The following is a 17,411-nucleotide window of genomic DNA, read 5'->3' as shown; positions in this document are numbered from 1 at the left end:
ACATCTGCTTCTTAGTAGTTACACGAGGCCGTGCTTTTGGAGCGCTTGCGCAATCCCGCCGTCTTCTGGTCGAGCCGTCACCTCGTCAGCTACTGCCAATAGCTGTTCACAGGCATTGCCCATTGCAATTCCCGTCGCAACAGCTTCAAACATTTCGACATCATTATGGCCGTCACCAAACGCCAAGGTATCTTTGTTATCGATCCCTAAATGGTTCAAGAGAAAATCGATGGCTGTTTTCTTGTGGATATTCTTGATGCCGATCTCGCCGCTATCTTTGCCAAAAACAGGTACCGTACTGCGAATCATTTGGAATTGTTCGTGGTATTGGTCATGGACCCGTTCATAAGGAATGGAATGATTGATAAAGGAAACTTTGTTCACGTCATCGTAATCGATTTTCGCTTCGTCCTCAATCAGTAAATCAAGGAACCACTGAATAGTTTGAACGCGTTGTTTTCCTGCTTTACTTTCAACAGACTCACCTGCTAAGACGATCTCCAGCAAACGATTTCTTAGATTGGTACTTGCAAATAAACCTTGGTTCGATTCCAAGTAATACTCGATTTGGTTTTCTTTTAAGAAATCAATCAATCTTAATAAAGCTTCTTTTTCAAAAACTTTGTGCAAAATCACCTCATTATGCACCTCACAATAACCGCCGCCGGCACCAATCATCCCACTTAGGGGCAGTGCCAACACGTCTTCTGTAATTTCGGCCTTTGAACGACCGGTACATAAGAAAAATTCATGGCCTTTCTTATGCGCCGCTGTGATCGCTTGGCGTGCACTTTCTGGTACATTTCCAGCATCATCACATAATGTTCCATCTACATCTAAAAAGACAATTTTTTTCGTCAAATCATTCCCTCTTTTCTCACTCAATCAATAAAGCGCTCACATGAACGTACTTGCCGAACACAAGGTGTCAAGATCAGCTCCTTAGAATTAGTATAACAAATCACAAGGAAAGTGCGCTAGACTATTTTACTAGATCATAAGATGGGATTCTGTTATTATGATCGCTCTTTCTATTCCTCTACTCCCGTGTTCATCGCGTTATTGCTCCATGTGTTCTTTCTTGAGATGGTTGAATTATCCTAAAATATGCTTACTCCTCACTTAAATAAATTAAACTCCATTTTGGTACTTGATTGTTTTTTTGACCTGTAAGCTCGCGATAATAAGATTTTTTATCATTTTTGATCATACAAATAATTTCATGCTCATCCATACAAAACTCTTTGCATAGGTTTGTTCTACTATTTTCAAAAAGTTCCAGTAAAATTTGAATCTGCGCATCTATTGCTAGAAGTGCTTTGAGCTGAACAAATAAACTCTTTGATTGATCATAGTAAATGTGCTCAAATTCATCACAGAGTTCTTGATAATAATGAAAGATTTTTGGGTAATCAGTCAATACCCCTACACTTAGCAACACTTCTTTTGAATAACACAAATAGTCTTTCGGTTCCTTGATATTTTCTGATATCATATCCTTACTCCTTTACATCTATGTTTTTTTGGTGAAAGTAGCGCTATCCCTTCTGCTCGCTTTGATTTTCTTCCGATAGGTTTTTTAATTGAAGCTTAGCTGTCCAAAAACCACTAAAAATGATTGGGTCTTTAGCTCTTACCAATGCAGACACATTAAGAAAATCAGTTACGCCTATTATAGTTTCCCTTTCAGATTCTCTTATAATTACTTTTTATTAAATAAAAGAAATAAGAGTGAAAAAGAGGCGGCCCCGTTCCCTTCTGCTAAAAAGTAGTGCCCGAATGCAACTAGATCGTCTCTAATGACAAGAAAATGACTATAATATCCATAAAAATCAACAGATAGCTAAAATTGTTGCTTCATGTAAATAGACGCCCCATATCCATACCAACAAAAAAACCAATAATCGAATCTATCGATCATTGGTCGAAACCTCAAATATACTGCTGGAAGAAGACGTTCAGTCCATTCTATTTTTCACGCTACAGATCAAAAATAGAAATGATTTTTAAACTGTATCAGTAAAAATAGATCAAGCATAGATATAATCTAAAATATCCTGCGGCGCTTCTGCCAAAGCATCTGGTTTGTCAGCGGAAAGTTTTTTCGCATCGTGGCTGCCCCAGGTAACAGCGATGGTTTTGACACCGGCTGCTTTGCCCATCTGGATATCAAAAATAGCATCTCCTACCATGATCGTCCTTGTCGGATCAAACTGATACTGAGTTACTACTTTATTGATTCCTTCTGGATGAGGCTTGTAGTGGGACACCGCATCTGAGCCGATGATTTCTTCAAAGAACGCCACCAGGTTCTGAGCAGCCAAATTTCGTTTGACGACCGCTGTCTTCTTACTTGAAACCACGAAACAAGGAACCTTTCGTTTCATTAAGATTTCTAGGACATGGGGAATTTCAGGAAATACGTTCAAGGTACTTTCCTCGTATGTTTGATAATAGGTACGAAAAACCCGAATCAGTTCCGTTGCTGTTTCTTGATCCAATGGCTGTTCTGACATTTTAAAAAACGATTCTTCGATCGGTATCCCCATGTAATGTTCAATGACTACCTCACTCGGTACTTTGAGTCCCATCTCTGTAAAAGCTGCTTTTGTCGCCTTGATGCTGCATTCTCTCGAATCTAATAGGGTTCCGTCTAAATCAAATATCACACACTCAATCTTCTTCACGACATTTCCTCCTCTGAAAGATACTACAGCACGTTTCTCCAAAGTGCTTTTTAAATCCTGTAGTATTCCTTTTCATTACTGATTATCTCTATTTTAACACTAAAAAAAAGCATTATCATAATTTTCGATACCATCATTTATTTAATACTAATATTTTTATATAAAAAACGACTCAATTTGAAAACAGAGTCGTTTCTACCTGAAAAGCAGTCGAAGCTACAAAGAGGTCTATTCGTGAGAAATAAGGCTTCGATGCTCTTTTGATCACACAATTTTCTTTTTATTGTAAGATATAGCCTTTGCCCCAAGCGGTACGAACCCGTTTTTCAGTGTAGTCGTATTCATCTAATTTTTCATTGATTCGTTTCGCTAATATTGACAACTGAGATTTTCTCGAGTTTGTTCCACCATTTCCCCAAATTTTCCAACACAGGTCTTCTCGGTTAATAAATTGCTCTTCTCCTAAATTGTTAAAAAAGATCTGTTCTTGCAGACTAAGAAATTTAGGAAAGGATTCTTTCGTGACGGATGCTTTTTCTAACTTACGACTAATTGGTGGTAGTGCAGCCAAAAATTCTCTCAGCTCGACAAAAGAGCGATTCAGGTACGTGGCATTTTCAGCTTTTTCCATCCTACCTTCTTGTTCAATATTCCCTGGCAAGATACGGACGATTCGTTTTTGATAATAAGGAGCCAACGCCTGATTGATCAATAAAAATTCTGGATCTGCAATCGTTTCACTGACAAATAAGCAGTCAAATAATTTGGCGCTTTCTATCAACCATTCCGCCTCTTCTGTATTTTTCCCTACGAACACTTCATGACTCAAAATCTGTAACTCCCGCTGCAAATCAATCTCATATGATATATTTTTCGTCAGTATAATAATTCTCATGACACATCCTGCTTTCTTTCCCTTTTATTCAGAAATCATCTACTGAATCCTTTCCGACTCATTTCTGAATGCTTTATGTTGACATTATTACTTATTTTTATCAGTTTGAGGTGTCATTTTTTGTTCATAAATGATAGTCTACTGTCATGTTTTGTTGGAAGGAGCGCCATTCGTTTCATGATTCGTTTTCTCGAAAGCTAATAAAAAAGCAACCTGTTGGTCAGGTTGCCTTATTAGTCAATTTGATTTTCTTTTTGCTGCTCCCACTTCAAATCTAACAGCTCCAGCATTTCATGGTAGGCGGTTTCTATGCGCTGCCGTTTTTCTTCAGTAACACGTTTGGCGTATTGTCCATCCGGTAGATAATCTTCGGCCAAGTAAACTTGAAAATCAAAGGCCTGCAAGACGCCGTATTCTGGATCATAATAGGTACGATCAGGGATCGGCTCTTTGGAGACCCAAGTTGGATGTAAGGCAATCTTACTTAAATAGGTCCGAGCTCCCTGTTTGGTGATCTCAACTTCTGGAATGACGCCGCGTTCGGTCCAATAGTTGTTATTGACGGTTTCATAACGTTGATTCGACAATAAGTTCCCCATTGAATAAATGATAAATTTCTTTTCACCGTCCTTTTCGATGATTTCGGTTGGTTCTGCTACATGCGGATGGCCGCCGAAAATAATATCAGCACCAAAATCGATCATCTTCCGATAAACAGTTTGTTGTTCTTCCGTTGGTTCTAAAGAATACTCGACACCAGACTGAGGCATCACGATGGTGATATCCGCCAAGGTTTCCGCTTCTTTGATCTCTGCTTCCACTTTATCGAGGGACAAGTCTTTCAAATAGGTGTCATACTCTGCTTGAGTTAAGCTTTCTTCAAGTCCATTGAAGCCATAGGCATAGGCCAAGAGAGCAACTTTGATCCCGTTGACTTCTTTGACCAAAATTCCACTATTGTCGACCGTGACACCAATCGTTGCCAACCCTTGATCGTGAAAAGCAGCCGCCGTTGTTTTGACTCCTTCGATTCCCGTATCTAAGATATGATTATGAGCAAGATCGATCACATCAAAGCCCGCATCTTTGATGCTGGCAACGGCATCGATAGGCGCGTTGAATAAGGGAAAACCGCCAAGCGGTTTATTAGGATTGATGGTTCCTTCAAAATCACCCAGAGCAAGATCCGCCGATGCAATTAACGGTTTGACTTGCTCAAAATCATTGTCAAAATCATAACGCTTTCCATCGTAAGCGCTTAAATAAACAGGTGTATGATAAAGCATATCGCCACTAGCTGTCACTGTGATGGTTTTTACTTCTGGCTTTGTTTCGGTAGAACTACTTGATTCTTGCATTGGCTTAGTCGGTTTTGTCGATTCTGCTGTAAGACGCTGTTCGGGGATGCTTGTCGCTTGAATCACTAGATAAATCACTCCGAATGTGATCGCCAATAATGCTACACTTAACCCAGCAATGATCCGCTGGCGTTTCTGACGCTCCCGTCTTCGTTGTTGTCTCATGCCCTCACCCTTTCACTCTGCTTTATCAAAAGCCTATCTTCGTTTACGTTCTAACTAGGTTCCCTGCTCCCTTTCCTACAAATCCCACTAAATAATATCTTTTCATTAAATAATTATACTATATTTAAGATCCCTTTAATAGATCGTTTTTTAAAGAATAAAAAAACAGCCCGATCGTGATCGAACTGTTTCTCCACTTCTATGGTAGCTGATTTCCGAATGAATCTTTCTTGTAGAACTGGACTAACCTCAAACGGCATAAATTAGTATCATTAGATAATCCTTCGGCTGTTAACAGTTCTGGATGACATCCCTCGCTTTCGGATGAACAGCAGCAAACGATGAAAGCAAATTACTCCCCTTCGCACGCTTCTCTCAATAAAGACCAAAGAGTATATGCTTTATTCTATAATACTTACAGTTTTTTCGAAAAAATTTATACAACAGCAGTACGTAAAATCTCTGCAAACCAGTGATAAACTGTTTCCGGACATTCATGTTTTTCTAATTCTCGAAAAAAGTCTTTGGATTCAATAAGGGTAATAAACTGAGTCATCGCATTTAGATGCTGCTTGCTGTCTAACGCAGAAAGAGTAAAGATGTACTTTACAGGAATCGTTCCTAAGACATATACTTCAGATTCTAACGTTGTCAATCCCATGCCAAGTTTTTTTGCACCTGCTTCAGGAACCGTATGCGGTAAGGCAACTTGATCGACTATCACCATATAAGCACCTTCTGATCTGGTTTGTTGAATGATCGAATCGATGTAATTTCTAGTGATGATCTTTCTTTCAATCAATGGATTGGCTGCGAGATAAAAGGCCTCTTCCCACGTTCTGGCTTTTTTGTTTAATTGTATCAATTCTGGACGCATCATATCCAACAGCATTGCAGGTTCTTTTGTCTTTTTTTCTTTTTGAGACATGATAGATGCCGTTGGCGAGCAGGTCTCTTGTACAAATTTCTCTAAATGATGCCGCAGAGCTGACTCGCTGGTAACCGTTGAATATTGTTGAATAACTTGCATCAAGCCGTCGATCGTAACAGTATTGGGCTTTATACTTGTACTGGTTTCGAATTTGACATCTAAAAACAACTGGGTTCGTTCCTCGTAAGACATGATCGGGTTTACTACAAAAATCGGTTTTTTTAACGGATAAAGTTGAAAGTTGGGTTTTGTCGTAAAAATGATATCGTAAGACTGATCAAATGAATGCAGTTCGCTTGTTTCAATCGGTCCCAATAAGATAAAAGAGGGAAAGATTTCCTTTAATTCATTGTAAATGATTGCTGAGCTTCCAATACCATTTGGGCAAACAACGACCCCCACTTTTTGTTGCACCATATATTCTTCAGAATTCCTGATCAAAAGCGCAAAGTGCATTGTTAAAAAGGCTACTTCTTCATCTGGAAGCTTTGAATCAAAGCTATCACTGATTGGTCTCAAGGTTTCTTTTACGATCTGATAAAGGTCATTATATTTTTCAAAAATTTTCTCCTGCATAGGATTGATGATCGGTAATCGAAACAGCATTCGGAAATAGGTCGGTCGAAAATGACTATATAATTGCTTGATGACAGAGTGTTTATCCTTGAAACGAATACCTGAAAGCAATTCAAATCGCTCGACGATTCTTTCTACCAAGTCAATGATGACCAAATTTCCTTGAAGCCATTCCTTTTCATTCCCTAATGCCATTCCCAGGACCCACCCACAGAGATAGTTCTTTTCTATACTATTCATCACCCCTGCGTTTTCTAAAATTTCTTCAGCAAAGCGGTACTCCTTCATTTTTACTAACTCATGATCATTAGAAAAGGGCTTTAGATCAAATTCATTCAAGCCCATTCTTGGGTATAAAAAAATAAGGATATAGTTCAATTCAATCAACCTATTTTCAACTAACTCTATCGCATGTTTTTCTAAAAGAAGAGAAAGATAGGTGTCCTGCTCATCCGCCAATTGTATTCGTTCGTTATGAATAAAGTAACGGTAAATAAAATCATCATCCTTGCTAGTCACATCTTCCAAAATCATTCGAAATAAAGCGTAACGAATCATCAGTTCATCACCTGCTAAGTGATACCCCTCTTTTCTTGAATAACTGATTGAAATATCGTACCCATGTAATTCCGCTTGTAATTTGCGCAGATCACTCATAAAGGTTGTTTTGCCGATTTTTAACGCATCTAAAAAATGGTTGACCGACAGATAGTCTTTCTAGTAGTAAAAGAGCGTCAAAAAGATATATTTTCCTCGTTCTTTTGAACTCATCTCATAATACTTAAACATACGCTCACGTAAAAATGACTCCAACAAATATTCCTTGCTTTTTTCAGGCAGTCGAATCACACTTTCCTTATTCACGCTAAGTGGTAGTTTTTGGGCAGATAGAAACTGGTTGATTTTATCAATGGTATACTCTATTTGAGTGCGGTTCATAGAATAATTCCGCTGAAGATAATCGTAACTGATGGTCGGTTTTTCAATCAGAGCCATCATCATCTTTCTCGTCCTATAGTCAATTTTTACCATCAATGTTCCCCCATTTCTGCAGCCTACTGTTCTACTTTCAATGTAAATCCTTCCGCTTGTACATATTTTTGAAGCACTTGATCTACCTGCTGCTTTTCTTCTTTCGTAAGATCTAGAACAGGCAGTTTCGGTAACCCAACATCCTGTCCGATTGCCCGCAAACAGTATTTCAGCCCAGACGGAATCGTTGAGCATTTGCAGGCTTCTCTAAAATCATCAATACTTGCTTGTTCTTGCCGCGCTTGTTCTATGTTTCCAGCTACAAATTGTTCATAGATCGCCACATCTGTTTTCGTCAAAACATTTGCGGTTGAAGCCACAGAGCCATCTGCTCCTAACTGTAATGCTTCTAAAATCTTAGAGTCGCTTCCCATCAGCAAAGAGAAATCCTCTCGATGATTTAATTCAAGATAGCCCTTGAAGTTTTCTAGATCACCGCTTGAATCTTTTATCCCAATGATCGAATCAATTTTGAGTAATTCCGAGAAAACATGACGATTGATGAAATTTCTAGTATTTGGCGGAATATTGTACAAAATGATTGGTAGTGTCGTTTGCTCAGCAATCATTCGGTAGTGATGGATCAACTCCTCATCGGTATATTTCAAAAGATACGGCGTAATGATGGAAGCAGCATCAACGCCGATTTTTGCAAACTCATTTACTAACTCAATCACTTTATTCGTTGCGATATCTCCGGCACCTGCAAATACTGGTACTCTGCCCGATACTTCATCGACAACGATTTTTGCAAACTGGATTTTCTCTTCTTTGCTTAAGGTATGAAATTCGCCATTGGTTCCTAAAATAAACAACCCGTGGACACCACCAGCAATCAAATGCCTTACAAGCTTTCTGGTGCCCTCTTCATTGATGCCGTTCTCATTTAATGGTGTGACCATTGCTGGTATAATTCCTCTGATTTTCATTGCGTAAGCTCCTTTTTTGTCGTTGCTCCTAAGCTTCCCCCTGGATGCCATTTAAGGTAATCTTCTAAATTGATTTCTTTTGCTTCTTGCAGCAACACCGACAGAACCTGCAGCTGGATCATTTGGGCGATCACAGAGGAACGTGGCGGTTTATTCAATGAGTCCCCTTCTTGGGAAACATAAGAAGACAATGTGACTTCAGCACAGGAAGCTAGGGAAGAATCTTCATTTCCTGTTACCGCTAAAATTACAGCGCCATTGGCTTTTAAGGCAGCAAGTGCATATTCTAATTCTTTGGTGTTCCCACTATTACTTATCGCAATCACTACATCGCCAGCCACGACTTGTCCTGCCGATCCGTGCACAGTTTCGGTTGTGTCTAAAAAATAGGTTGGCGTGCCGACAGATGAGAAAAGTGAAGCTGCATAGCCTGCTACATAGGAACATTTTCCCACGCCTGTTACATGAACACGCTTATGATTTTTTTCTGCATGGAGAATAAGTTCTTTGGCCTTCACCATCTGTTGATAGACTTCTTCTTCTTCAAGCCGATAAAATTGAGCATCGCTTTGGGCTTTTAAATTCGTACTATATTCAAACAAAACGTTTTTTTCATTCAATACAGATTTTCCTTCCTTATAGCAAGGAGAAATTGTATCCACCTTTCTCCTTGCTAATCATACTGTTTAACTAAATAGTTTTAAGATTTTATCTAGTAAAATTCCGATAATATTGTAGTCGATTTGAGGAAATCCAGCGTCTGTGATGCCTAATTCAGAAAAAGCTGGGAAAAGCACCAAAGGCAATGCAGTCAGCAAAATACCGCCTAAGAAGGATGCGATGATCGCCCCTTTCAACCCGCCTCTTATTGAACCAAAGACACCCATTGTTCCACCCGAGAAAAAAGCAATCCCAGCTGCTGGCAAAAGTACAACGGGAGAACCCATAGCAGCCATGGCAAACGTCGCTGTTAAGCCACCTATAAACGAGGTAATAAAACCGACAGGAACCATGGTTGGCGCATATTGGAAAAACACAGGAACATCTACTGCCGGCATTGATCCCGGGATATATTTTTCAGAGATCGCCACGAAGGCAGCCGTTAATTCAGCAATAAATTGACGCACACCATAAATCAGTACAGACATACCCGCCGCAAATTGCAACCCTTGAATCAACGGATACAAGAACCATAAGTCGTTGCCAGCCATTTCTTGAACGACATCCATATGACCACTTAAAACTGCTGCGATCGTTGCAATGTAGAAAAGAATAATCATGAAAAATGCAACAGAGAAGACAAAATCTCGGAATACGGAGAAGAAATCAGGAAGCTCACGATTGGCTGCTTTCTCTTTCTTTGCTTGCCAATTTTTCCCGCCAATGACACTGCCGATGACACCTGAGAACCAGTAAAAAATCAAGTTAAAGTGACCTAGTGCAACCCCTGCATTACCTGTCAGCTCATCTGTATATTTCTGAGCCAATTTGGGCAACCCTGCTCCTGCAAAACCTAGTACCAAAGAACCAAAGATAACTGTTACCCAAGTGGGCATACCATTCGAAATAAAAATCAACCCAATGACAGCAGCAAAGAAAAGATAATGCTGACCGGTTAAGAAAATTGATTTTAAAGGCGTCAATTTCGCAATAACTAATCCGAATATGAACCCTAGCCCCATAATCATTGATATTTCAAAACCATATACATCCATAGCTAACGCTGTAGCAGGCTCTACTGCCAGAACCGTCCCTTGAACACCAAATGCGGTCTGAAACAACGTGGCGAAATTTGCAGCAATCGTTCCTACATGACCACCACCAATATTAAAAATCATAAACCCAATGCCCACTTTGAGGACACCGCTCAGGGTCTCCTTCGCAGGCTTTCTTTGTGCAAGTAACCCGATCAAAGCTAAAATCATTAGCAACACAGCAGTATTTCTGAATTGGTTCATTACTAAAATTGCCATTCAATTTATTCCTCGCTCCATCAATTTATTTTGTTTGCATCGTTTCAAGAAATGTTTCTAGTTTTCCTTGGATCTCTTCTTTACTCATAATATTTTGAATACCTATGACTTCATAAGGTTTGTTTTGAAAATCAGGTTCCGCTGCGATATCTGCCATACTCATAAAGGCATCACCCGTAAAACCAATGAGAACATCTAGATTTCCATGAATCGTTTCAATGGGATAGCCGTTTTCTTCAATCACTGATTTTACTTTTATGTGAAGCAGCGTTGAACTCCCCATCCCAGCACGGCATGCAACCGCTATCAAAAATTTCTTGCCATTACTCGCCTTAGGTTTTGCATCTGATTGGATTGATGCATCATTTTTCTTTTTTTGAAAGAATCCCATCTTAACTCCTCGTTTCTTCTAATAGTTTTATAAATGCTTCTGGTGTCTCCACATTTGCTAAACGATCAATGATATTGTCCCTTGCTAAAACCTCTGCTAACTCACTCATCAGTTCCAAATGACTGGTCGGGTCTATCGCTGCCAAACAGAAAATGACTTTCACTGGATCATTGGGCGAACCAAATGAGATGGGGGTATTTAAGGTCATCGCACTTAGTCCTAAACGACAAACCCCATCTTCTGATCGGGCATGGGCCAATGCAAACCCAGGCATAAGCACGATATACGGCCCGGCATCTAAGACGGATTGAATCATCGCTTCGACATACTGTTTTGAAACGCTGCCATTCCTCAATAACGGCTGGGCAGCTTTTTTGATTGCTTCTTGCCAACTGGTACTGTCTTGCTGAAGTAAAATGTTTTCTTTTGTTAATAATGTAGTTTGCAAACGACGATTTCCTTTCTAAAAAAATTTCTTTAGGTTTTGGTAAAAGAATTTCTCGAGATAATTCCTATACACACACTATAAGTGAAAAGTTCTGACCTGAATAGACGATTTGCGACCACATATTTGTACACGCTTCCAGATTAAGTGAACTGCTCTTCTCAAAAAGACCAGGAATACTGCCTATTTTTTTTACTAGCCTCCAGTTTTTCTCGATAACCTTCTTGAGCAGTTCACAAAACTTATTCTATAAAGGAAAAAATGAACCAAAAATGGACAGATCTTTTGCTTGCACCCACAATAAAAAAAAGAAGCTCTTAAATAAACTAAGAACTTCTTAAAGCAAACACTCTATTCATGGCTATAGATCTACCGTTTCAATTGTATTTCTAGCCGTAGGTGTTTTCACACGAATTTTTACTTACAACCGCTATTTTCTACTTTGCTTCCTCATGCTTCACGGGACAACTGCTGTGGCAATCAGAACAATGATCCTTTTTCACCATGCGGTACACCACACGACCGCCATAGCCAAAAATCAGTCCGCTTAGAATTACTGTAGCAATCATTTTTCGCCTCCTACGACTTGGATCAAGGGCGCACTCCCTCGGAATGGTTTCTTCACCAGAGCAAATACTAATAGACCAGCAATGACTATTGCCGCAAAAACACCTAGCGTGAGGTGTCCGCCTTCAAAGATGACGTGTCCGAATTGGTACACCAGAAAACTGGCGCAGTACGCCAAGCCGCATTGATAGCCAATGGCTAACCACGTCCACTTGCTGTCCCCCATTTCACGGTGGATCGCACCGATGGCAGCAAAACAGGGGGCACATAGTAAATTAAAGACGAGGAAAGAGTATGCCGCCACAGCAGTGTAATCGCCGCGCAACACTTGCCAAATCTCCGTCCCACTTTCTGACAACTCACCGGTTTGTCCGTAGAGAATCCCGAATGTGCCGATCACATTTTCTTTGGCCACCAAGCCAGTGATCGTCGCCACGGCGCCTCGCCAAGTTCCCCAGCCTAGGGGAGCGAAGAGGGGCGCCAAAAGTCGACCGAAAAAGGCCAAAATGCTTTGGTCTTCACTGACCCGCTGCAAGGCAAAGCTGTAGCTGGAGGTAAACCAGACAAAGATACAAGCCACAAAGATTATCGTTCCGGCTTTTTTTACAAAAGCAATGGCTCGATCACAGGCACTTTTCAAAATCGTTGTGAGCTGTGGCAAGTGATACGCTGGCAGTTCCATAATGAATGGTGCCAGATCACCTGCAAAAAGCGGCGTTTTTTTCAAGACGATCCCTGAAAAAATCACAGCACCCATGCCGACAAAATAGGCCGATGGTGCGACCCAACTATAATGAGGGAAAAAGGCACCCGAAATCAATGCAATGATCGGCAATTTGGCAGAACAAGGCATAAAGGTCGTGACCATCACCGTCAACCGACGATCCTTTTCGTTTTCAATCGTTCGGCTTGCCATCACCCCCGGCACGCCGCAACCTGTAGCGATTAACATGGGGATAAACGACTTGCCAGATAGACCAAACTTGCGAAACAACCGGTCCATGACAAATGCCACCCGTGCCATGTATCCACAGTCCTCCAAGATAGCCAAGCAAAAAAACAACACGAAAATCTGCGGCAAAAAGCCTAAAACCGCACCGACCCCAGCCACGATGCCATCCAAAATCAGTTCTTGTAGCCACTGGGCGACCCGCAGCTGTTCTAGCCAATGCGCTGTTGTTTCGGGAATCCAGCTGCCAAATAATACATCATTGACCCAATCAGTGCCGATCGTGCCAATCGTCTGAATCGATAAATAGTAGATTCCCCACATAATGAAGGCAAAAATCGGTAGTGCCAATACGCGATGGGTCAACACGCGGTCGATTTTGTCGCTGAAGGCTAAGTGCTGATCTGTTTCCTTGATGACTGCCAGCGCCAACAATTCTTCAATGAAGCCATAGCGCTCATTGACGAGAATGGCGTCACTGCTGTCTTTAAAGATCATCTCTAAAATCGAAATCGTCTCCTGAATGACTGCTTGCTGGGAATCAGTCAGTTTACACATTGTTTGAATCGCTTCATCTTTTTCGAAGAGTTTTATGGCAAACCAGCGTTTTCGCTGCTGAGGGATCGTCTCTGGCAAAATCGCCATGATCTCGGTCAAGCCAGCCTCTAGACGAGCATCGTAGCGGGGAGGGAGCTGTAGTGTGTTGGCTGCTTGCTTCGCTGCCTCGATCATTTTGGCTAAACCACGTTGTTTCAAAGCACTGATCCCCACTACAGGAATCCCTAATCCGTAAGCCAATTTTTCGAAGTTGATCTGCAAGCCTTTTTTCTTTAATAGATCAATCATGTTGATGGCTGCCACGGTCGGAACATTCATTTCTAATAATTGCAATGTTAAATACAGATTTCGCTCAAGATTAGTTCCGTCAATAATATTGATCACCGCATCCAGCGATGCTTCCATCAAATAATTGCGGGAAATCAGTTCTTCAGGCGTATAAGGTGACAAGGAATAGATCCCGGGCAGATCTTGGATCAGCACGTGCCGGTCTTTTCGCAGTCGCCCCGCTTTACGTTCTACGGTGACACCCGGCCAATTGCCCACTGTTTGTTTGGCACCAGTCAATTGATTGAAAGTACTTGTTTTCCCACTATTGGGATTTCCTGCTAATGCAAATTGATAGGTCATCAAGCTTCGACTCCTTTTTCGATAAAAACCAACGCTGCTTCTTGCTTTCTCAAAGACAATTCATAACCGCGGAGCCGAATCTCCATTGGATCACCCAATGGAGCCAGTTTCACTACTTCCAAATGAACGTTTTTCGTAAGCCCCATATCCATCAAACGACGGCGCAAAGCACCTTTTGCACCAATCTGATTGACCTTCCCGCTTTCACCAACTTGCAGCTGATCCAAAGAGGTAATGACCGTTTGCTGCTGGATTTCTGTGACATCGATTTGTTCCATGACCCGTGCATCTAAAGCAATCCGCGTCCCTTGGTGCAAAATGATGCCGCCTTTGCGATCTTTTTGCACCACAACGATTTCAACCCCCGTGCGAATGCCAAGATCGTTTAAATGAACCGTGATTTCTTTGGTTGTTGCCAACGAGTCGATTTTGTATGTCCCAGAAGCCCAAGTTTGCGCCATTTTCATTGGTTCTTACTCCTTTTGTGAAGTGTTTTTTAATTAACCTACTTTAATTGAGAATGATTATCATTATAATAGAGCCATTTCCATAGGAAGTCAATCTGTTTTCGACTTAACTTTGAATCTTCCTTCACAATAGAGATTTTTTTTACTCATTTTGATTGCATATCCCCTCTAATAATTACGCAAAAACCTTGTAATTCTAAGTATTTTCCGCTTTTTTCATTTGCATAAAAAACACAGAAACACTATAAATTGTGTATGCCGAATTCACAAGCACAAGATATAGTGTTTTTTCGTTGACTTTCTCCGAGACTTATTTATACTAGGTTTATAACTATTACAACTCGGAGGAAACAATTATGAATATCAAACTATTTTCTAAAAACAACTGCATGCAATGTAAAATGGCGAAACGCTTTTTAAGTGAAAATCAGATTGCCTTTGAAGAAATCAATATCGATAATGAGCCTGAAGCATTAGAATTTTTGAAAGAACAAGGATTTCAAAGTGTGCCAGTCATTACCTCTGATGCGCAAACGATCATCGGTTTCCGTCCAGATCAACTACGTCAATTAGCGAGCTAAGATTTTTCTCAATGTGATGCTTTTGAGGGATTTGTCAGTCGTCCAGACCGCAAGTCCTTTTTTATACGAACAAAACAAGAAAAGAGGTTAGCCATTTATGAGCTTGAAAGAAATCAAAGATGTCAGTTATTTCAAATTGAATAATGAGATCAACCGTCCAGTAGATGGTCAAATTCCATTAAATAAAGACAAAGAAGCCCTAGCGGCATTCTTTAAAGAAAACGTTGAACCAAATACCTTAACCTTTGCGACTGCAATGGACAAAATCAATTATTTGATTGAAAATGATTATTTAGAAGAAGAATTTATCAAAAAGTACCGTCCTGCTTTTATTGAGGACTTGTATCAATTCTTAGATGAGCAACACTTTACTTTCAAATCATTTATGGCTGCTTACAAGTTTTATTCACAATATGCATTAAAAACGAATGATGGTACCGCGTATCTTGAGCGTTACGAAGATCGGGTGGCGTTCAACGCCCTTTACTTTGCGGATGGGAATGAAGAGTTAGCCATGAGCTTGGCAGATGAAATGATCTACCAACGTTACCAACCAGCAACCCCTTCTTTCTTGAACGCAGGACGCAAACGTCGCGGTGAATTAGTTTCTTGTTTCTTGATCCAAATCACTGATGACATGAACGCGATCGGTCGTGGGATCAACTCCGCGCTGCAACTTTCACGGATCGGCGGCGGTGTCGGGATCACATTATCAAACTTGCGGGAAGCTGGCGCGCCTATCAAAGGCTACGAAGGTGCAGCAAGTGGTGTGATGCCTGTAATGAAATTGTTTGAAGATAGCTTCAGCTATTCAAACCAATTGGGTCAACGGCAAGGGGCTGGTGTGGTCTACTTGAACGTCTTCCACCCAGACATCATCAGCTTTTTATCAGCGAAAAAAGAAAATGCAGATGAAAAAATCCGTGTCAAAACCTTATCATTAGGTGTGATCGTACCTGACAAATTTTACGAATTGACGCGTAAAAATGAAGAGATGTATCTCTTTAGTCCGTACAGTGTCGAAAAAGAATATGGCGTACCATTTTCTTATGTCGATATCACCAAGGAATACGACAACTTAGTCATGAATCCACGGATTCGCAAGACTAAAATCAGAGCTCGCGATTTAGAAAATGAAATTTCTAAATTGCAACAAGAATCTGGTTATCCTTATATCATTAATATCGATACAGCAAACCGCAGCAACCCAATCGATGGCAAGATCATCATGAGTAATCTTTGTTCCGAGATCCTTCAAGTTCAAGCACCATCTGAGATCAACGGCAAGCAAGAATACGAGGTTTTAGGAACAGATATCAGCTGTAACTTAGGTTCCACCAATATCGTGAACTTGATGGACAGCCCTGACTTTGGGAAATCTGTTCGAGCAATGACTCGTGCCTTGACCTTCGTTACTGATGCGTCTGACATTGACGTGGTACCATCGATCCAAAATGGGAATGCCTTGAACCACACGATCGGTTTAGGCGCAATGGGCTTGCATACCTATTTTGCAAAAAATCAAATGGAATACGGTTCACCAGAATCCCTTGAATTTACTGATCTTTATTTCATGTTGTTGAACTATTGGACATTGGTTGAAAGCAATGCCATCGCCAAAGAAAAAGGCGAAGTTTTCCATAACTTTGAAAAATCAGCTTATGCAGATGGCAGCTACTTCACTGATTATATCCAAGGTGACTACCAACCAAAATCGGAAAAAGTCAAAGCATTGTTTGAAGGCGTCTTTTTACCAACTGGTGAAGATTGGGCAGCCTTGGCACAAACCGTCAAAGAAACCGGCTTGTATCACCAAAACCGCTTAGCCGTTGCACCAAATGGTTCGATCTCTTATATCAATGATACGAGTGCCAGCATCCACCCGATCACTCGGATGATCGAAGAACGCCAAGAAAAGAAAATCGGCAAGATCTATTATCCAGCACCTTACTTGAGCAATGAGACGATCGGCTACTACAAATCAGCCTACGATATGGATATGCGCAAAGTGATCGATGTTTACGCAACTGCTCAAAAACACGTCGATCAAGGGATGAGTATGACCTTGTTTATGCGTTCAGATATTCCAGAAGGTCTTTACGAATGGAAAGAAACGACAAAACAAACCACCCGTGATTTGAACATCTTGCGTCACTATGCTTTCCACAAAGGGATCAAATCGATCTACTATGTACGGACCTTTACAGATGATGCAGAAGAGATCGGCAGCAACCAATGTGAAAGCTGTGTCATCTAATCCAACTTTTGCCTGAAAAC

At 40.7% G+C, this 17,411-nt stretch carries 17 protein-coding genes; 2 read left to right on the top strand and 15 right to left on the bottom strand.

Features of this window, described 5'->3' with window-relative positions; translation table 11 throughout:
- Nucleotides 1–18: 18 nt before the first annotated feature.
- The 15 genes from A5882_RS08335 to A5882_RS08270 all read right to left on the bottom strand — a co-directional run bounded on the left by A5882_RS08335 (nt 19) and on the right by A5882_RS08270 (nt 14,553).
- Entirely contained in the window at nt 19–861 is an 843-nt protein-coding gene (locus A5882_RS08335; protein ID WP_086299158.1) for a Cof-type HAD-IIB family hydrolase, read from the bottom strand.
- A gap of 250 nt (nt 862–1,111) precedes the next feature.
- A complete protein-coding gene (locus A5882_RS08330) occupies nt 1,112–1,495 on the bottom strand; it encodes a hypothetical protein (protein ID WP_016611968.1) in 384 nt (127 codons plus the stop codon).
- 535 nt (nt 1,496–2,030) lie between these two features.
- On the bottom strand, nt 2,031–2,687 hold the full coding sequence (locus A5882_RS08325) for an HAD family hydrolase (protein WP_176273466.1): 657 nt from the start codon (nt 2,685–2,687) through the stop codon (nt 2,031–2,033).
- A 280-nt stretch (nt 2,688–2,967) separates the two neighbouring features.
- Complete coding sequence (locus tag A5882_RS08320; protein WP_005237455.1) at nt 2,968–3,582, bottom strand: hypothetical protein; 615 nt, start codon at nt 3,580–3,582, stop codon at nt 2,968–2,970.
- Nucleotides 3,583–3,815: 233 nt separating this feature from the next.
- Complete coding sequence (locus tag A5882_RS08315) at nt 3,816–5,105, bottom strand: CapA family protein (protein WP_086299156.1); 1,290 nt, start codon at nt 5,103–5,105, stop codon at nt 3,816–3,818.
- A gap of 436 nt (nt 5,106–5,541) precedes the next feature.
- Complete coding sequence (locus A5882_RS08310; RefSeq protein ID WP_254908497.1) at nt 5,542–7,320, bottom strand: BglG family transcription antiterminator; 1,779 nt, start codon at nt 7,318–7,320, stop codon at nt 5,542–5,544.
- A gap of 9 nt (nt 7,321–7,329) precedes the next feature.
- On the bottom strand, nt 7,330–7,644 hold the full coding sequence (locus A5882_RS20085; protein ID WP_254908471.1) for a hypothetical protein: 315 nt from the start codon (nt 7,642–7,644) through the stop codon (nt 7,330–7,332).
- 23 nt (nt 7,645–7,667) lie between these two features.
- On the bottom strand, nt 7,668–8,573 hold the full coding sequence (gene dapA / locus A5882_RS08305; RefSeq protein ID WP_086299155.1) for a 4-hydroxy-tetrahydrodipicolinate synthase: 906 nt from the start codon (nt 8,571–8,573) through the stop codon (nt 7,668–7,670).
- Nucleotides 8,570–9,235, bottom strand: a complete 666-nt coding sequence (locus A5882_RS08300) for an SIS domain-containing protein (protein ID WP_005237461.1) — start codon at nt 9,233–9,235, stop codon at nt 8,570–8,572. The genes dapA and A5882_RS08300 overlap by 4 nt, the downstream gene beginning before the upstream one ends.
- Before the next feature lie 24 nt (nt 9,236–9,259).
- The gene (locus A5882_RS08295; RefSeq protein WP_016610457.1) at nt 9,260–10,546 is read right to left on the bottom strand and encodes a PTS ascorbate transporter subunit IIC; all 1,287 of its coding nucleotides are present in this window, start codon (nt 10,544–10,546) and stop codon (nt 9,260–9,262) included.
- Nucleotides 10,547–10,571: 25 nt separating this feature from the next.
- A complete protein-coding gene (locus A5882_RS08290; protein ID WP_005237463.1) occupies nt 10,572–10,937 on the bottom strand; it encodes a PTS sugar transporter subunit IIB in 366 nt (121 codons plus the stop codon).
- A gap of 1 nt (nt 10,938) precedes the next feature.
- Nucleotides 10,939–11,385 carry a PTS sugar transporter subunit IIA gene (locus tag A5882_RS08285; RefSeq protein WP_005237464.1) on the bottom strand — a complete coding sequence of 149 codons (447 nt, stop codon included), beginning with the start codon at nt 11,383–11,385 and terminating at the stop codon, nt 10,939–10,941.
- 434 nt (nt 11,386–11,819) lie between these two features.
- Nucleotides 11,820–11,951 (bottom strand): hypothetical protein, encoded by a 132-nt coding sequence (locus A5882_RS08280; RefSeq protein WP_005237465.1) that lies wholly within the window; start codon nt 11,949–11,951, stop codon nt 11,820–11,822.
- A complete protein-coding gene (gene feoB / locus A5882_RS08275; RefSeq protein ID WP_086299153.1) occupies nt 11,948–14,086 on the bottom strand; it encodes a ferrous iron transport protein B in 2,139 nt (712 codons plus the stop codon). Before feoB ends, A5882_RS08280 begins: the two co-directional genes overlap by 4 nt.
- Entirely contained in the window at nt 14,086–14,553 is a 468-nt protein-coding gene (locus A5882_RS08270; RefSeq protein ID WP_005237467.1) for a ferrous iron transport protein A, read from the bottom strand. Before A5882_RS08270 ends, feoB begins: the two co-directional genes overlap by 1 nt.
- A gap of 356 nt (nt 14,554–14,909) precedes the next feature.
- Here A5882_RS08270 and nrdH point away from each other — a divergent pair, with 356 nt between their 5' ends.
- A complete protein-coding gene (gene nrdH, locus A5882_RS08265; protein WP_005225182.1) occupies nt 14,910–15,134 on the top strand; it encodes a glutaredoxin-like protein NrdH in 225 nt (74 codons plus the stop codon).
- Between the two features lie 97 nt (nt 15,135–15,231).
- Nucleotides 15,232–17,391, top strand: coding sequence for a class 1b ribonucleoside-diphosphate reductase subunit alpha (nrdE, locus tag A5882_RS08260; protein WP_008377092.1), 2,160 nt, complete (start codon nt 15,232–15,234; stop codon nt 17,389–17,391).
- Nucleotides 17,392–17,411: the final 20 nt, after the last annotated feature.

Origin of the sequence: Enterococcus sp. 4E1_DIV0656, from assembly GCF_002140695.1 — a bacterium.
Taxonomy (GTDB): domain Bacteria; phylum Bacillota; class Bacilli; order Lactobacillales; family Enterococcaceae; genus Enterococcus_D; species Enterococcus_D entomosocium.
This window is presented reverse-complemented; position numbering and strand designations above follow the sequence as displayed.